Origin of the sequence: Amycolatopsis sp. lyj-112, assembly GCF_046549055.1 — a bacterium.
GTDB lineage: Bacteria > Actinomycetota > Actinomycetes > Mycobacteriales > Pseudonocardiaceae > Amycolatopsis.
Map to the genome: position 1 here is coordinate 1,349,812 of NZ_JAJPWS010000001.1, position 16,995 is coordinate 1,366,806.

The following is a 16,995-nucleotide window of genomic DNA, read 5'->3' on the forward strand; positions in this document are numbered from 1 at the left end:
CCACGGGGTCCGCGCGGTGATGGGCTGAGGTACATGACCACCTCGACCCTCGACACCTCCGCACGGACCCCGGTGAAGGGATGGCTCGCCGTCCTCGCGGTGACGCTGGGAATCTTCTCCCTAGTCACCACCGAGATCCTGCCGATCGGGCTCCTGACCCCGATCGGCGCCGATTTCCGGATCTCGGCGGGGACGGCGGGCCTGACCATGACGATGCCCGGCTTCCTCGCCGCGATCGCCGCGCCGTTCGTCACCGTCAGCGCGGGGAGGGTCGACCGGCGGATCCTGTTGTGCGGGCTGATGGTGGTGCTGGCACTGGCCGACGTCCTCGCAGCGACCGCGCAGGCGTACTGGGCCGTGCTGGTCTCCCGGGTCCTGGTCGGGCTGGTCATCGGCGCGTTCTGGGCGATCGGCTCGGGCCTCGCCGCGCGGCTGGTGGGACCCGGACGCGCGGGGACGGCGACCGCGGTGATCTTCTCGGCCGTCCCGCTCGGCTCCGTCTTCGGTGTCCCGGCGGGGACGCTGATCGGCGAACTGCTGGGCTGGCGGGCGGCGTTCGCCGTGATGGCCGTCTTCACGCTCGGCGTCCTCGCCGCACTGGCCTTGTTGCTGCCTCCGCTGCCCTCGGCGCGGGCCACCCGCCTGGACGTGCTGCGGGAGATGACGCGCCTGCGGGTGACGCGGCTCGGGCTGCTCGTCACGGTGCTGGTCGTGCTCGCCCACTTCGGGACCTACACCTACATCACGCCGCTTCTGCGGCAGGTGACGCAGGTGAGCCCGGAGCTGATCACCGTGTTCCTGCTGGTCTACGGCACCGCGGGGATCGTGGGCAACTTCGCCGCCGGGGCGGCGATCGCTCGCGACCTCCGGCTCACCTTCCTCACCGCCGCCGGCCTGATCGGCGTCGCGACGCTGGCGTTGCCGTTCGCCGGCGGCTCGGACGTCGGCGCGCTCGTCCTGCTGGTCGTCTGGGGTCTCGCTTATGGAGCCGTCCCGGTCTGCTCGGGCACGTGGTTCGCGCAGGCCGCGCCGCACGCTCCCGAAGCGGCGTCGGTGCTGTTCACCTCGTCGTTCCAGGCGACCCTCTCGGCGGGCGCGCTGCTCGGCGGATTCGTCGTCGACGCGGTGTCCGTCTCGGCCGTGATGATCGCGGGCGGGGTGCTCGCGTTGGTCGCGGTGGGAGTCCTCAGCCGAGCACGGTCAGCGTGACCAGCGCGGTGGTCCCGACCAGCAGGGTGGAGAGCAGGCCGAGCAGCAGCGCGCGGCCGCCGGTGCGGACCAGCGTGGCGATCCGCACGGCGCAGCCGAGCCCGAACAACGCTCCGGCCAGCAGCAGCGTGCAGGTGATCTTGGCGAGGTCGAGCGCGACACCCGGCACGATCCCGGTGCTGCGCACGGCCGCCATCGCGAGGAAACCGAGCACGAACAAGGGGACGAGCGGCGGGCGCTTTCCGTCCGCGGGCCGGTGGCGTTCGTGCACGCCGACCGCGGCGACCATCGGCGCCAGCAGGACCACCCGGCTGAGCTTGATCACGATGGCGACCGCGACGGCGGCGCTCCCGGCCGGGGTGGCCGCCGCGACGACCTGCGCGACCTCGTGCACGCCGAGCCCGGCCCAGCCGCCGATCCGGAGCGCGTCCAGGCCCAGCCAGCCGCCGAGCAGCGGGACGGCGGCGATGGCGAGCCCGCCGTAGAAGGTGACCAGCGCGACCGCGGTCGCGACGTCGGAGTCGTCCCGCTTGACGACCCCTTCCATCGCGGCGATGGCCGACGCGCCGCAGATCGAGAACCCGGTCGCGACCAGCATCGCCAGCCCGCGCGGCACGCCGAGCAGCCTGCCGAGGCCGATCGTGCCGAGGAACGTGATGCCCACGGTGAGCACGACGGCGATCAGCGTGCCGGGGCCCAGCGCCAGCACCGCCGGGAGCGAGAGCTGCAGCCCCAGCAACACGACCCCGGCACGCAGAAGCTTCTTCGTGACGCCTGAGATCGCCTTCCGGGTCTCGTCCGACAGCGAGAGCAGCGACCCGGCGAGGATGCCGAGCACGACGGCGACGGTGAGCGCGCCGACGACCGGGATCACGGTGCTCACCAGGTACGCGGCGGCCACGCCCGCCCCGGTGACGGCCAGTCCGGTCAGGTAGGGGTGCGTCCGTCTCGCGTGCGCGGTGCTCATACCGTCAAGCCTCACCCGGTGGCGCGTGCCTCGGTAGCCGGGAAAGCGAGGGGTAGGTCATAGACTTGGACTATGACCACACCCGACCTGGACTCCCTGCGCCTGCTGGTGCTCGTGGACGAGCTCGGCAGTATCGGGCAGGCCGCGGCCAGGCTCGGGATCGCGCAGCCGTCGGCCAGCAAACGACTGTCCACAGTCGAACGACGGCTCGGGCTGGTGCTGGTCGACCGCACGCGGCGGGGTTCCGCGCTCACGCCCGACGGCCGGGTCATCGCGGGCTGGGCGCATCGTGTGCTCTCCGAACTCGACGGCCTGCTCGACGGCGCCGAAGCCCTGCGCACCCAGCACGAGGCGGAACTCCGGGTCGCCGCGAGCATGACGCTGGCCGAGCATCTGGTCCCCGGCTGGATCGGCGAGCTCAAACGCGCGAATCCGGGGCTGTACCTCGGACTGGAGGTCACGAACTCCGATCAGGCCGCGGAACTGGCCAGGGACGGCAAGGTCGATCTCGGTTTCGTCGAGTCGCCAGGGGCGCTGCCCGGACTTTCGTCGAAAAGGGTGGCCACCGACCGGCTGGTGCTCGTCGTGGCCGCGGCCCATCCGTGGGCTCGCAGACGCCGTCCGCTGACCGTGGCGGAACTCGCGATCACGCCGCTGGTGGTCCGCGAACCCGGTTCCGGGACCAGGGAAACCGTCGACACCGCGCTGCGCAAGGCCGGTGTGGGCCCGGCGAAACCGTTGCTGGAACTGGGGTCCGCCTCCGCGGTCCGGAACGCGGTGATCGCGGGCGCCGGACCGGCGGTGATCAGCGAACTGGACGTCGCCCGGGATGTCGCCGACGGCAGGCTCGTCCCGGTCGTGGTCGACGGCGTCGAGTTCGGGCGTGAACTGCGTGCGGTCTGGCCCGCCGGGCGGCGGCTCGCCGGTCCGGCCGCGGAACTGCTGGCTTTGGCGGTGCGTTCCCGGAGTGCGCGCGGCTGATATTTGAAATTCCATCGGATCTGTTCACGTTTACTGTGAACGGCTTGTTAATCGCGCGTGATACCCAAATGATCGCCAGGGTGATACCGACGATAGGGCGAACCGTCGTCAATTCACCGAAATGCGGCCGGACCACCATTTCCCGTGGTCCGGCTCGGAACGTCAATGGTGAACTCCCGGTAACGCCGCCGGATGGCGTATCGGATGTTGGGACACCTGGTCGTTGACTGTTCTTCCCTGCTACTGCGGGAAAACACGGGGACTTCGATGTCGGCGGCGTATCCGGAACGCTAATTTTCCGCGACGATCCCCGGCTGGCGCAGGTCGGCGAGTCGCGTATCGGTTCCTGTGACGGGAAACCCTACTACCGAGTATTGACGTGAAGCGCCGGCTGCGTTTAAGTACGCCCGGTAACTATGTCACTCTTCCGCGTGCTCGGAGGCTTCCCGTGGGTAAGTCGATTCGTGGCGCCGATGCCTCAACGTTGACCGGTACGGCAGATCTGCTCATCGCGGTTCATCCGTTCGGTGTTCCGTCGGCGCGGTTCGCCGCTGCGGCGACAGGTGCCGGCGCGCTCGGCGTTCTCGACCTGACCGGAGGAGACCGGGCCGCCCGCGAAGAACTCGACTTGGCCGCGGACTGGCTCGCCACCGGGTTCGGCGTCCGTGTCGCGGGAGCCGTCGAACTTCCCGCCGCGGCGCATACCGTCCTGCTCGCCGCAGGGACGGATATATCCACTGTGGACTTTAGTGGCAGGCGGGTGCTGGCCGAGGTCACCGGCCGGGAAGAGGCGGCCGAAGCCGTCGCCGCCGGGGCGGACGGCCTGATCGCCCGAGGTCACGAGGCGGGCGGCCGGGTCGGCGACCTCGGCACGTTCGTCTTCCTGCAGCAGTTGCTCGCCGACCCGGGGATCACCGTCCCGGTCTGGGCCTACGGCGGGATCGGCGAGCATACGGCGGCCGCCGCGGTCGCCGGTGGCGCGGCCGGTGTCGTGCTCGACACCGCGTTCGCGCTGCTCCCCGAGGCGGAACTCCCCTCGGACGTCACGCTGGCACTCGAAGGGCTCGACGGCTCGGAGACCACAGTGGACGGCGGGATCCGCGGCGTCCGCCGTCGCGGTACCGACGGCCCCGCGCTGGAAGCCGGGCAGGACGCGTTCCTGTCCCGGCGTTTCCGTGACACGTGGGGAACGCTTCCGGCCGCGATCCGCGGCATCCGCGCCTCGATCGCGGGAGGTCTCACCGCGTCCGGCACCGCGTTGCCGCTCGCGCAGGGCCCGATGACCAGGGTCAGCGACCAGCCCGAGTTCGCCGGAGCGGTCGCCGTCAGGGGAGCGCTGCCGTTCCTGGCGCTGGCGTTGTCCGGCCCGGCGCAGACCCGCGAAATGCTCGAAAAGACGAAGACGGCGCTCGGTGACACGCCTTGGGGAGTCGGCGTGCTCGGGTTCGCGGCCGAGGACGTCCGTGCCGCGCAGCTCGACGTCATCCGGGAGATCCGGCCGAGCCACGCGATCATCGCCGGCGGCCGCCCGGCGCAGGCGAAGGCGCTCGAAGACGTCGGCATCTCGACATTCCTGCACGTCCCGTCGCCGGGACTGCTCCGCCAGTTCCTCGAGGCAGGCGCCCGCAAGTTCATCTTCGAGGGGGCGGAATGCGGCGGGCACGTCGGCCCGAGGAGCAGCTTTCCCTTGTGGGAAGCCCAGATCGGGGTACTCCGCGAGTTCATCGGCACGGGGAACGCCGACGGTATCGAGGTGTTCTTCGCCGGTGGTGTGCACGACGAGCGGTCGGCCGCGATGGTCACCGCGGCCGCCGCGCCGCTGACCCGGAGCGGCGCCACGATCGGTCTGCTGATGGGGACCGCTTACCTGTTCACCGAGGAGGCCGTCCGTGCGGGGGCGGTGCTGCCGTTGTTCCAGCGCCAGGTCGTCGAAGCCACGCGCACCGACCTGCTGGAGACCGCGCCGGGGCACGCGACACGGTGTGTGAGTTCGGCTTTTACGAGCGAATACGCGGAACTCAAGCGCGAACTGAAGTCGCGGGACGTACCGGACCGGGAGGCCTGGGAGCGGCTGGAGAAGCTGAACGTCGGGCGGCTTCGGTTGGCCAGCAAGGGAATCGAGCGGGTCGGCGACGCACTGCACGAGGTCGAGGAAGACCGGCAGCTCACCGAGGGCATGTTCATGGCCGGGGACGTCGCCGTGCTCAGGTCCGAGGTCACGACCATCGCCCGGCTGCACGAAGCCGTCGGCGCGGGCGCGGTGGCGTTTCTCGAAGCGCGGGCGGACGAACTCCTCAGCGCGAGGGAAGAAGAGCCTGCCCCGGAGCCGCTCGACATCGCCATCGTGGGCATGGCGTGCCTCTTTCCCCAGGCCGGGGATCTGCCGTCGTTCTGGTCGAACATCCTGTCCGGAGTGGACTCCGTCACCGAGGTCCCGGTGCGGCGCTGGGATCCGTCGCTCTACTACGCACCGGATGGCGACGGCGAGAAGACGCCGTCGCGCTGGGGCGGTTTCCTGCCCGAGATCCCGTTCGACCCGCTCGATTACGGCATCCCGCCCGCGTCGCTGGCGAGTATCGAACCCGTGCAGTTGCTGGCGCTGGAGGTGTCCCGGCGAGCACTCGCCGACGCCGGGTACGGCGAACGCCCCTTCGACCGGTCGCGCGCGTCGGTGGTGTTCGGGGCGGAGGCAGGCAGCGACCTGTCCAGCGCGATGACCCTGCGGACCGTGCTCCCGTCCTACCTGGGCGAACTCCCCGCCGACCTCGACCGCCAGTTGCCGCGCCTGACCGAGGACTCGTTCCCCGGCGTGCTCGCCAACGTCATCTCCGGGCGGGTCGCGAACCGGCTCGACCTCGGCGGCGCGAACTACACCGTCGACGCGGCGTGCGCGTCCTCGCTGACCGCCGTCGACGTCGCCTGCAAGGAACTCACCACCGGCACCAGCGACCTCGTCCTGTGCGGCGGCGCGGACCTGCACAACGGCATCAACGACTATCTGCTGTTCTCCTCGGTGCACGCGCTTTCGCCGTCCGGCCGGTCCGCGACGTTCGACAGCGACGCGGACGGGATCGCGCTGGGCGAGGGTGTCGCCTGCGTGGTGCTGAAACGGCTCGCCGACGCCGAACGTGACGGCGACCGGGTCTACGCGGTCGTCAAGGGCGTGGGCAGCGCCAGCGACGGCCGGGCGCTCGGGCTCACCGCGCCCCGGCCGGAAGGCCAGCACAACGCGCTGACCAGGGCTTATCGCAACGCCGGGATCTCCCCGTCGCGGGTCGGGCTCGTCGAAGCGCACGGCACCGGCACCGTCGTCGGCGATCGCACCGAACTCGGGACCCTCACGAAGGTGTTCACCGAGGCGGGCGCCGAACCCGGCCGGTGCGCACTCGGTTCGGTGAAATCCCAGATCGGGCATACGAAATGCGCCGCCGGGCTGGCCGGGTTGATCAAGGCGAGCCTGGCGCTGCACACCGGGGTCAAACCGCCGACCCTGCACCTGGAAAAGCCGAATCCCGCGTGGGACCCGGAAAGCAGCCCGTTCGCCTTCGACACCGAGGCGCGGCCGTGGGCCGAACGCGAACGCGTCGCCGGGGTGAGTGCCTTCGGTTTCGGCGGCACCAACTTCCACGTCGTCCTCGCCGCGCACGACGGTGTCCCACCCGCGAAGACCCTCGACGAGTGGCCCGCGGAGCTGTTCCTGTTCGCCGGCAAGGACGACGCGGCCGCGATCAAGGCGGCGCAAGACGTTCTGGCCGCCTCCGGCCAAGGCTGGCACCTGCGAGACCTGGCACTGGCCGCGTCACGTCGAGCCGAAGCCACGCGAGGCGGCCGTACCCGGTTCGCCGTCGTGGCGTCCACTGTGGACGAACTCGCCGTGCTGCTCCGGCGGGCGATCGCCGGTGAGCGGGACGAGAAGGCGGGGATCTTCGCCGCCGAGGGGGACCCGGCGGGCGAGGTCGCGTTCCTGTTCCCAGGTCAGGGCAGCCAGCGGCCCGGGATGTTCGCGGAGCTGTTCGTCGCCTTTCCCGAACTGCGGCGGTATCTCGCCCGGGGCGGGCACACCGTCGACGTCCTGTTCCCGCCCGCCGCGTTCGACGAGGCGGAACGCGAGGCCCAGCAAGCGCGGCTCACCGACACCCGCGTGGCCCAGCCCGCGCTCGGGATCGTCGGGCTCGCCGCGCACCACCTGCTGGGGAAGGCCGGGGTACGGCCGTCGATGGTCGCGGGCCACAGCTACGGCGAACTGATCGCGTTGACCGCGGCGGGTGCGCTGAGTTCGACGGCGCTGCTCGAATGCAGCGAGGCACGGGCGGCGGCGATCCTCGGCGCCACCGGAGCCGGGGACCCGGGAACGATGGCGGCCATCGCCGCCGGTGCCGCCGAGGTGGCCGACGCGCTCACGGCCGAAGGCTTGCACGAGTCGGTCGTGGCAGCCAACCGGAACGCGCCGAAGCAGACGGTGATCTCCGGCCCGACGGCGGCCGTCGGCATCGCCGTGGAACGGTTGCGGGCCCGGGGAATCGGCGCGAAGGCCCTCCCGGTCGCCTGCGCGTTCCACAGCCCACTGGTCGCCTCCGCGGGGGCGGAGTTCGCCCGCGTGCTCGACGGCGTCCAGGTCACCGAACCCGAGATCCCGGTCTGGGGGAACCGGGCCGCCCGGGCCTATCCGGTGGGTCCGGGGGAGATCCGCGCCGAACTCGCCGCGCAGATCGGTGCCCCGGTGCGGTTCGCCGACCAGATCGAAGCGATGTACGAGGCGGGCGCCCGGATCTTCGTCGAAGCAGGGCCGGGTTCGGTCCTCACCAGGCTCGTCGGCGCGATCCTCGACGGACGTCCACATCGGACGGTCACCGTCGAGAGCGGCCGCCGCACCGGGATTCCCGGCTTCCTCGCCGCACTGGCCAGGCTGGCGGTCGCGGGCGTGGACGTCCGCACCGGCTGGCTCTACACCGGCCGCGCGTGTGCGGACGCGCTGACCGCGCGGCCGCCGAAGAAGGCAGGCTGGACCGTCGACGGTCACCTCGTCCGCACCCGGGACGGCGAAATCCCGGCCACCGCCCTGCATCCAGCCCAGCGAATCTCGGAGGCGATCGTGACATCCCGGCCCGGCACCGGAATCGGAACCGACGGGGGTGAAGCGCTGGTCTCGGAGTTCCTGCGCACCAGCCGCGAGATGATCGCCGCCCAGCGCGACGTGCTGCTCGGCTACTTCGGCACGGATCCCGGCACCCGCCCGGCCGCGCCCGTGGTCCTGCCCGCGATGCCCGAACCCGTGCGGATCGAGGCGCCGGTCGTGCCCGAGCCCGTCCCGGCCGGCCGATCGGTGTTCGAGGTCGTCGTCGAGGTGATCGGGGAGCGGACCGGCTACCCGGTGGACATGATCGAGCCGGATCTGGATCTGGAAGCGGATCTGAGTGTCGACTCGATCAAACGCGCCGAGATCGCCGGAGAGCTGGCGACGAGGCTCGGCGCGATCGAGGGCGATCCCGAAGTACTGGCCAAGGCGCGGACGGCCGCGCAGCTCGCGAGCCTGCTCGAAAACACCGGCCTGGAAGCGCCGGCCGTACCCGACGTTCTGGCCGTGGTCGTCGAGGTCATCGGGGAGCGGACCGGCTACCCGGCCGACATGATCGAGCCCGGCCTGGATCTGGAAGCGGATCTGAGTGTCGACTCCATCAAACGTGCCGAGATCGCCGGAGAGCTGGCCAAGAGGCTGGGCCTGAGCGGCGGTGATCCCGAGGAACTGGCGAAAGCCAAGACCGCGGCGGCGATCGCGGACCTCATCACCGGCGGTAACGCCGAACCGGCCGCCGGACCGTTGGTGGGAACCGAAGCCGTTGTCGTGGCACCGAAGCGTTACGTGATGCGGGAGTTCGACCTGGCGAACCCCGTACCCGTCGACGAAGAACTCGCCGGGCTCCGGTTCGCGGTCATCGGCGAAGGCCAGGTCGCGGAAACCCTCGCCGCCCGTCTCGCCGGATACGGCGCCGAAACGGAATTGGTCCAGGGTATTCCGGAGCACGGCGCCGACGGCGTGATCCACCTGGCACCGTCCTTCCCCGACGACTTCCCGCTGTACCAGGCGATCTTGGCGACCGAGCCGCGCTGGCTCATCGCGAACGGCCCCGCCGACGGCGCTCGTGGCTTCTTCCGCACGGTGACGCGGGAGTACCCGGACATGGTCGCCAGGGTGGTCGAACAACATCCGGAATCCACTGTGGACGAACAGGTGGAGACGCTGCTCGCCGAACTGTCCGCGGGGGACTGGGAACCGGTCGTCGTCCGTCGCGACGGTGCGCGACGCGGGTTGCGGATGACCGAGGAGGCACTGGGCCTGCTCGCCGGTTCCGGGGCGGGACCGGCGGGCGAGGGAGCCGCCGAGGCCGCGGCGCTCGGGCTGGACCGCGATTCGGTCGTCCTCCTCGTCGGCGGGGCGAAGGGGATCACCGCCCGGCTGGCGACCACGCTGGCGTCGGCGTCGCGCTGCCGGATCGAGTTGTTCGGCCGCACCGCCGTGCCCATCGAAGGTGAGGAGCCCGCGATCGCGGCGGCGGCCACGACGGCGGAACTGCGCACGGCCCTGATCGCGAGCGGGCTGACCAAACCGGCCGAGATCGAGCGGACCATCCGGCTCATCGAAGCCGAGCGGGAGGTGCGCGGAACCCTGCGACGCATCGGCGACCTCGGCAGCCCGGTGCGGTACCACTCGGTGGACATGCTCGACGCCGAGGCCGTGCACCGCGCGGTCAAGGAGATCCACGCCGAGCACGGCCGGATCGACGGCATCGTCTACGCGGCGGGCGTCATCGAAGACAAACTCATCGCCGACAAGGATCCGGCGTCGTTCAACCGCGTCTTCGGCACGAAGGTCGAAGGGGCGAGCACGCTGCTCGCGGCGACCGGCGAACTGCCGGAGGCCCCGAAGTTCGCCGTCCTGTTCGGCAGTATCGCCGCGACGCTGGGCAACCGAGGGCAGTCCGACTACGCCGCCGCGAACGACGCGCTGGAGACGCTCGGGCGCCGATGGTCCACTGTGTACGGACGTCGGGGGCTCACCGTCCACTGGGGACCGTGGGCGCCGACCGGGGTCAACAACGGAATGGTCACCCCGGAACTCGTACGGGACTACGCCCGGCGCGGGATCGAGCTGATCGACCCCGAAGAGGGCACGTTGAGCCTGTTGCGCGAACTGGCGTGGGGCGACGAGGACCTCACGGCCGTCACCTACACCGCGTCGGGGTGGTGACCGGTGCCTGAAACTCCTCCGATCGCGATCGTCGGGATGTCGGTGCTCTTCCCGGGAGCACCCGACCTCGACACCTACTGGCGCAACATCGTCGACGGCACGGACGCGATCACCGAGGTCCCGGCCGACCGCTGGGACCCGGGGTTCTACGCGCCCGACGCCCCGGCACGAGCGGACCGGATCTATTGCCGTCGCGGCGGTTTCGTCGGCGATCTGGCCGAGGTGGACGTCACCGGGTTCGGCGTGATGCCGTCGTCCGTCCCCGGCACGGAACCCGACCAGCTGATCGCCCTGCGGGTGGCCGCCCAGGCCATCGCCGACGCGGGCGGCGAGCACCGGCTGCCCGCGGACCGGCAGCGGGTCGGCGTCATCCTCGGCCGCGGCGGCTACCTCACCCCGGGGCTGGTGCGGCTCGACCAGCGGGTCCGCACGGCCGCCCAGCTGGTCCGCACGCTCGGCGAGCTGATGCCCGAACTCGGCGGCGAACGGCTGGAGGAGGTCCGGCAGGCCTTCACCGAACGGCTCGGCCCCGAAGCGCCGGAGGCGGCGATCGGGCTGGTGCCGAACCTCGCCGCTTCCCGGCTGGCGAACCGGCTCGACCTGCGCGGCCCGGCGTACACAGTGGACGCCGCCTGTGCCTCCTCGCTCGTCGCCGTCGACCATGCCGTGCGGGAACTGGCGTCCGGACGCTGCGACGTCGTGCTGGCCGGTGGCGTGCATCATTGCCACGACATCACCTTCTGGAGCGTGTTCTCCCAGCTCGGCGCGTTGTCCCGGAGCCAGCGGATCCGGCCGTTCCACCGCGACGCCGACGGAGTGCTGATCGGCGAGGGCACCGGCGTCGTCGTGCTCAAGCGGCTCGCGGACGCCGAAAAGGACGGTGACCGGGTCTACGCCGTGGTCACCGGAACCGGCGTGGCCAGCGACGGCCGCACCGCCGGACTGTCCAATCCGGACTCCGCCGGTCAGGTCCGGGCGGTGCGGCAGGCCTGGGCCGCCGCGGGAATCGACCCGGCCGGCACGGGCGCCGTCGGGCTGCTCGAAGCGCACGGGACCGCGACCCCGGCGGGCGACACCGCCGAACTCGCGACGATCGCGGAGGTCTTCGGCCCGGCGGACGAGCCGACGGCGGTACTCGGCTCGGTCAAGTCGATGATCGGGCACACCATGCCCGCGGCGGGGGTCGCGGGCCTCGTCAAGGCCGCTTTGGCGGTGTACCACGGGGTTCTGCCGCCGACCCTGCACTGCGAGGAGCCGCATCCCGCGCTGGCCAAGACCCGGTTCGAGACGCTCGACGCCGCGAAAGCCTGGGAGACCGACGATCGGGCGCCGGTGCGGCGGGCCGGGGTCAACGCCTTCGGGTTCGGCGGGATCAACGCGCACGTCGTGCTGGAACAAGCCGCGACCCGGCCCGCCGTCGAAGTCCGCGAGCCCGAACGCGCCCTGCGGCTCTGCGCGCCGACCGTCGCCGAACTCGCCCGGCTGCTGGACGGCGACGACGTGCTGCACCAGCAGCAGCCCGGCCGTGGCCGGTTCCGGCTGGGCCTGGTCGATCCGACGCCCAAGCGGCTCACCCTGGCCCGGAAGGTGGTCGCGAAGGGCAGACCCTGGCGCGGCCGCAACGACCTCTGGTTCGTGCCTGAACCACTGCTCGGGCCCGGCGGCGGCAAGATCGCGTTCGTCTTTCCCGGGCTGGAGAACGAGTTCGAGGCCCATTCCGACGACATCGCCCGGCACTTCGGTCTCCGCTGGGATTCCCCGGACGTCACCATCGGCGACGTCGGCAGGCACGGCAAAGGTGTGTTCCAGCTCGGCAGGCTGCTCGACACCGCGTTGCGCAAGCTGCGTGTGACCCCGGACGCGCTCGCCGGCCACAGCCTGGGGGAGTGGACGGCCATGGCCGCCGCCGGGATCCACTCCGATGACGAGGTCGACGCGTTCTTGGCGGACTTCGATCCCGACGCGCTCAAGGTGCCGGGGCTGGCCTTCGCGGTGATCGGCGCGCCCGCCTCCGTGGTCCTGGATGTCCTCAAAGGACAGTCTGATGTGGTCCTTTCCCACGACAACGCGCCCAACCAGTCGATGCTCTGCGGGCCATCCGAAGCGGTCGACGAGTTCGTACGCGGTTTCCGCGCCGACGGCGTGATCTCCCAGGTCCTGCCGTTCCGGTCCGGATTCCACACCCCGATGCTCGCGCCGTACCTCGGCCCGATCCGCGAGGCCGCCGAGCGCTATTCCCTGCATCCGGCGAAACTCCCGGTCTGGTCGGCGACCACGGGACGGCACTATCCGGCGCCCGCCGGTGAAGTACGCGACCTGTTCGTCCGGCACCTGCTGGAACCGGTGCGCTTCCGGAGTCTCGTCGAGAATATGTACGAGGCCGGGTTCCGCGCGTTCGTGCAGACGGGCGCGGGACAGCTCGGCTCGCTGATCGGGAACACCCTGCACAGCCGGGACCACCTCGTCGTCGCCGCGCATTCCGCGCACCGGCCGGGTCTCGCGCAACTGCTCCGGGTGGCGACGGCCTTGTGGGCGGACGGCGCCGATCCGGCGTTCGAGCTGCTGCCCGGCCAGGGCGGTGCCCCACGCGGGCGGGCCGTCCGGCTCGACCTCGGCGGTGCGCTGGTCTCCCTCGACGAGAAGACCCGGCGCCGCTTCCGGCCGGGCGCCACCACGACGTCCACTTTGGACCAGATCGGGGAACGGAACCCGCTGGCAGCCGAGTTCTCCGGGCTGCTGGCCGACACCGCCGGTCTGGCGGCCGAACTCTTCGCCGCCAGGCCGGCGCCCCGGATCCGGCCGCTGCGGACCGAACTCCGCGTGTCCGTGGAGACGATGCCGTACCTGCTCGATCACTGCTTCTTCCGGCAGCCGCCAGGCGCAGACCCCGCCGACGCCTGGCCGGTCGTGCCCGCCACGACGGTGATCGGGCACCTGATGGACTTCGCCGAGCAAGCGGCGCCGGGACAGCGCGCTGTCGCGCTCGACGACGTCCGGCTGAACCAGTGGATCGCCGCGACCCCGGCGTTGGACGTTCCGGTGACCGTGGTGCCGCAAGGATCTTCGCGGGTCAGCGCGTCCTTGGGTGACTACTCCCAGGCGCAGGTGGAACTGGCGGACGGCTTCCCGGCCGATCCGCCCGAACCGTGGAAGTTCCCGGCCGCCGGGGAAGAGGTGCCGGACCTGCTCGCCGAACAGCTCTACACCGAACGCTGGATGTTCCACGGTCCGGCGTTCCAGGGCGTCTCGGAACTGACCGGCATCGGGGAGCGGCACGTGCGCGGGGTACTGCGGACCCCGGCGGCGCCGGGTGCGCTGCTCGACAACGCCGGGCAGCTGCTCGGGTACTGGATCATGTCCCGGCTCCCGGACCGCACCACGGTGTTCCCGGTGGGGATGCGGCGGATCCGGTTCTACGGCGAGCATCCCGTGCCGGGTGAGTGGCTCGACTGCGCCATCCGGATCGTCTCGGTCACCGGCACCGAACTCGAAGCGGACGTCCAGCTCGTCCGCGGCGGCCGGGTCTGGGCGGAGGTCGAGGGCTGGCGTGACCGCCGCTTCGACAGCAACCCGGTGATCCGCGCGGTGGACCGGCGGCCCGAACGTGCCACGCTGTCCGAGGGCCAGCCGGGCGGCTGGGCGCTGGTGCGCGAACAGTGGCCCGATCTGGCGACCCGCGATCTGATCATGCGGAACCTGCTGGCCGGCGCGGAACGGGAGCAGTACGAGAAGCAGTCGCCGCGCCGGAAACGGCCTTGGCTGCTCGGCCGGATCGCGGCCAAGGACGCGGTCCGGCGACTGCTGTGGGCGGACGGCGAAGGGGACGTGTTCCCCGCCGAACTCCGGATCGGGAACACGTCTTCGGGAGCACCGGCCGTGACCGGCGCTTATGGTCGGGAACTGCCCGAGCTCACCGTGTCGATCGGGCACCGCGACGCGCTCGGTGTGGCCATCGCCCGTCCCGGGCCGTGCGGCATCGACATCGAAGCCGTCGAAGATCGTCCGCAGAGCACGGTTTCCGCTGCTCTCGGTGACGCCGAACGGGCGCTGCTCGGCGAGCCGGAAGCCCTGTGGTTCACCAGATTTTGGGCCGCGAAGGAGGCCGTCGCGAAACGGCTCCGGACCGGCCTGCGCGGGGATCCGCGCGCTTTCACCGTCGTCGGCGTGGACGGCGGGCGGCTCACCGTGGCGGTGGGCCAGGCCCGGTATCCGGTGTGGCACACCACGATCAGCGCGCCGGACAAGGACTACGTCGTGGCTTGGACGGAGAACGAAGATGACCACTGAAACCGTGTCGGCCCGGACAGTGCTGACCGACATCACCGTGATGCTGCGGGAACTGCTCGAAGAATACGGGCTGGACGACGCCGAAATCGCACGGGACACCAAGTTCCACGACGATCTCGAACTGGAGAGCATCGACCTCGTGGCGCTGTCCGGGCAGCTGCGCGACCACTACGGCGACCAGGTCAACTTCGCCGAGTTCATCGCGGCACGCGAACTGGACGAGATCATCGCGCTGACCGTGGGCGAACTGGTGGACCACGTCGTGACGTCGCTGCGCGCGGCCGGAGAGGGCTGAGGATGGCCAAGGTCCGCGTCGGCGATCTCGACGTCCACGTCCAGCGCCTCGGTCCGGCGGAGGGGGAGGCGCCGGTCGTGGTGTTCGTCCACGGCCTCCTCACCGACAGCCTGGCGAGCTACTACTTCACGCTCGGGCCGTCGTTCGCGGCGCAGGGGATCGACGTCGTCATGTACGACCTTCGCGGCCACGGGCGCACGACGCGGCCCGGCACGGGCTACCGGCTCGAGGAGTTCGTCGCCGACCTCGACGGCCTGCTGACCGCGCTCGGCATCGACCGGCCGGTGCACGTGGTCGGGAATTCGTTCGGCGGTTCGGTCGCCTTCGGGCTCGCGGCCGCGCGTCCCGAGCGCGTCGCCAGTGTCATCGCGATCGAGGCGGAACCGCCGGTGCGGGCCTGGGCCGGGCATATGGCCGACGGGCTGACCGACGCCAAGACCCGGCTCGGCCACGACGAGGTGATCGGCTGGATCGCCGAGAACCACGGCGCGCACACCGCCCGGCTCTCGCGGTCGGCGTTCAAGATCCTCGCGGCCACCACGCTGGCCGAGGACATCCCGTTGAGCCGGACCATCGACGACGACCTCTCGGCGGTGCACTGTCCGGTGTTCGCGCTGTTCGGGGACCTCTCCGGGCTGTCCGCCCAGGTCCCGGACCTGGAGGCGAACCTCGCCCGCTGCCGGACGGTCGTCCTGGCCGATCAGGGACATTCGGTGCTCGTCGAGCGCACCGCGGAGACGTCCGGGCTCATCCTCGACTGGGTCCGGGAGCACTCGCGCGCGACCGCCGGAGTCGATTGAATGGGCAGATTCCTCTTCGTCACGCCACCGCTGGTCGGGCATGTGAACCCGGCGGTGGGCGTCGCGGCCGCGTTGACCGCTCGCGGCCACCGGGTCGCCTGGGCGGGGCAGCCGGAGATCATCCGGCGGCTCGCGGGTGACGACGCCGAGGTGTTCCCCTGCGCGGTCCCCGACGACGTTCCCGAGCGCGACGCGAGTCTCAAGGGGCCGGCGGCGTTCCGGTTCCTGTGGGAGGAGTTCCTGATCCCGCTGGCCGAGGCGATGGCGCCGGGCGTCCGCGCCGCGATCGGCCGGTTCCGGCCGCAGGTCGTGGTCGCCGACCAGCAGGCCATCGCGGGCGGGCTCGTCGCCGACGGGCTCGGCCTGACGTGGGTCACCTCCGCGACGACGTCGGCGGAACTCGTCGACCCGCTGGCCGGGATGCCGAAGGTGGTGGCCTGGCTCGACGACCTCCTCGACGGCCTGCGAGCGCGCATCGACGGTGGCCCCGCCGACCCCAGGATGTCCCCGCACGGCGTCCTCGCCTTCACCACGAGGGAACTGCTCGGCCCGGCCACCTTGCCGTCCCGGGTCCGGCTGGTCGGGCCGTCGATCGGCGGCCGCGCGGCCACCGGAGAGTTCCCGTGGGAGTGGCTCGACCCGGCCGTGCCGACGGTGCTCGTCACGCTCGGGACCGCGAACGCCGACGCCGCCGGAGACTTCCTCAACGCGGCCGCGAAGGGGCTTTCGCGGGTCGACGGGATCAGGACCGTCATCGCCGATCCCAGCGGCTGTGTCGGATCCGTGGGGTCAACGGGAGACCAGGTGCTCGTGGTGCCGCAGGTGCCCCAGATGGCGCTTCTGGAGCGCGTGGACGCCGTCGTATGCCACGCCGGGCACAACACCGTCTGCGAAAGCCTGTGGCACGGTGTGCCGCTGGTCGTCGCGCCGATCCGGGACGACCAGCCGATCGTCGCCGGGCAGGTCGTCGACGCGGGAGCCGGGATCCGGTTGCGCTTCGGCCGGGCGAAACCGGACCGTGTCGCGGACGCGGTGACCAGGGTGCTCGACGAGCCGGCCTACCGGGCGGCCGCCGAAAAGGTCGGCGCCTCGTTCCGGACGGCGGGCGGCGCGGCGACCGCGGCCGACCACTTGGAGAACTTACTCGCCTAGCCGCTTGAAAACGCCGGGTGTAGGGACTCTCCTGGAGGGGTACCTGCTCTCCGAAGGT

General features: G+C 71.4%; 8 protein-coding genes. 7 read left to right on the forward strand and 1 reads right to left on the reverse strand.

Features of this window, described 5'->3' with window-relative positions:
- Positions 1-33: 33 nt before the first annotated feature.
- Positions 34-1,209: an MFS transporter gene (locus ACLJRL_RS06475; protein ID WP_410655058.1), complete on the forward strand. Its 1,176-nt coding sequence runs from the start codon at positions 34-36 to the stop codon at positions 1,207-1,209.
- On the opposite strand, the gene ACLJRL_RS06480 is transcribed toward ACLJRL_RS06475, so the two are convergent.
- Positions 1,187-2,176 (reverse strand): YeiH family protein, encoded by a 990-nt coding sequence (locus tag ACLJRL_RS06480; RefSeq protein WP_410655059.1) that lies wholly within the window; start codon positions 2,174-2,176, stop codon positions 1,187-1,189. The two genes, ACLJRL_RS06475 and ACLJRL_RS06480, sit on opposite strands and share 23 nt — an antisense overlap.
- Before the next feature lie 72 nt (positions 2,177-2,248).
- Between ACLJRL_RS06480 and ACLJRL_RS06485 the strand changes: the two genes are divergently transcribed.
- The 6 genes from ACLJRL_RS06485 (at position 2,249) to ACLJRL_RS06510 (ending at position 16,937) form a co-directional block, all read left to right on the forward strand.
- The gene (locus tag ACLJRL_RS06485; protein ID WP_410655060.1) at positions 2,249-3,157 is read left to right on the forward strand and encodes a LysR family transcriptional regulator; all 909 of its coding nucleotides are present in this window, start codon (positions 2,249-2,251) and stop codon (positions 3,155-3,157) included.
- A gap of 448 nt (positions 3,158-3,605) precedes the next feature.
- Positions 3,606-10,403 carry an SDR family oxidoreductase gene (locus ACLJRL_RS06490; RefSeq protein ID WP_410655061.1) on the forward strand — a complete coding sequence of 2,266 codons (6,798 nt, stop codon included), beginning with the start codon at positions 3,606-3,608 and terminating at the stop codon, positions 10,401-10,403.
- Positions 10,404-10,439: 36 nt separating this feature from the next.
- Positions 10,440-14,690: a beta-ketoacyl synthase N-terminal-like domain-containing protein gene (locus tag ACLJRL_RS06495; protein WP_410655185.1), complete on the forward strand. Its 4,251-nt coding sequence runs from the start codon at positions 10,440-10,442 to the stop codon at positions 14,688-14,690.
- Positions 14,680-14,985, forward strand: a complete 306-nt coding sequence (locus ACLJRL_RS06500) for an acyl carrier protein (protein ID WP_410655062.1) — start codon at positions 14,680-14,682, stop codon at positions 14,983-14,985. The genes ACLJRL_RS06495 and ACLJRL_RS06500 overlap by 11 nt, the downstream gene beginning before the upstream one ends.
- A 2-nt stretch (positions 14,986-14,987) precedes the next feature.
- On the forward strand, positions 14,988-15,785 hold the full coding sequence (locus ACLJRL_RS06505; RefSeq protein WP_410655063.1) for an alpha/beta fold hydrolase: 798 nt from the start codon (positions 14,988-14,990) through the stop codon (positions 15,783-15,785).
- Positions 15,786-16,937, forward strand: a complete 1,152-nt coding sequence (locus tag ACLJRL_RS06510; RefSeq protein ID WP_410655064.1) for a glycosyltransferase — start codon at positions 15,786-15,788, stop codon at positions 16,935-16,937.
- The last annotated feature ends 58 nt before the right edge of the window (positions 16,938-16,995 follow it).

Excerpts from the sequence above, each read along its gene's own strand:
- ACLJRL_RS06475 (WP_410655058.1), top strand. The coding sequence starts at position 34 with ATGACCACCTCGACCCTCGACACCTCCGCACGGACCCCGGTGAAGGGA.
- ACLJRL_RS06480 (WP_410655059.1), bottom strand. The coding sequence starts at position 2,176 with ATGAGCACCGCGCACGCGAGACGGACGCACCCCTACCTGACCGGACTG.
- ACLJRL_RS06485 (WP_410655060.1), top strand. The coding sequence starts at position 2,249 with ATGACCACACCCGACCTGGACTCCCTGCGCCTGCTGGTGCTCGTGGAC.
- ACLJRL_RS06495 (WP_410655185.1), top strand. The coding sequence starts at position 10,440 with ATGTCGGTGCTCTTCCCGGGAGCACCCGACCTCGACACCTACTGGCGC.
- ACLJRL_RS06500 (WP_410655062.1), top strand. The coding sequence starts at position 14,680 with ATGACCACTGAAACCGTGTCGGCCCGGACAGTGCTGACCGACATCACC.
- ACLJRL_RS06505 (WP_410655063.1), top strand. The coding sequence starts at position 14,988 with ATGGCCAAGGTCCGCGTCGGCGATCTCGACGTCCACGTCCAGCGCCTC.
- ACLJRL_RS06510 (WP_410655064.1), top strand. The coding sequence starts at position 15,786 with ATGGGCAGATTCCTCTTCGTCACGCCACCGCTGGTCGGGCATGTGAAC.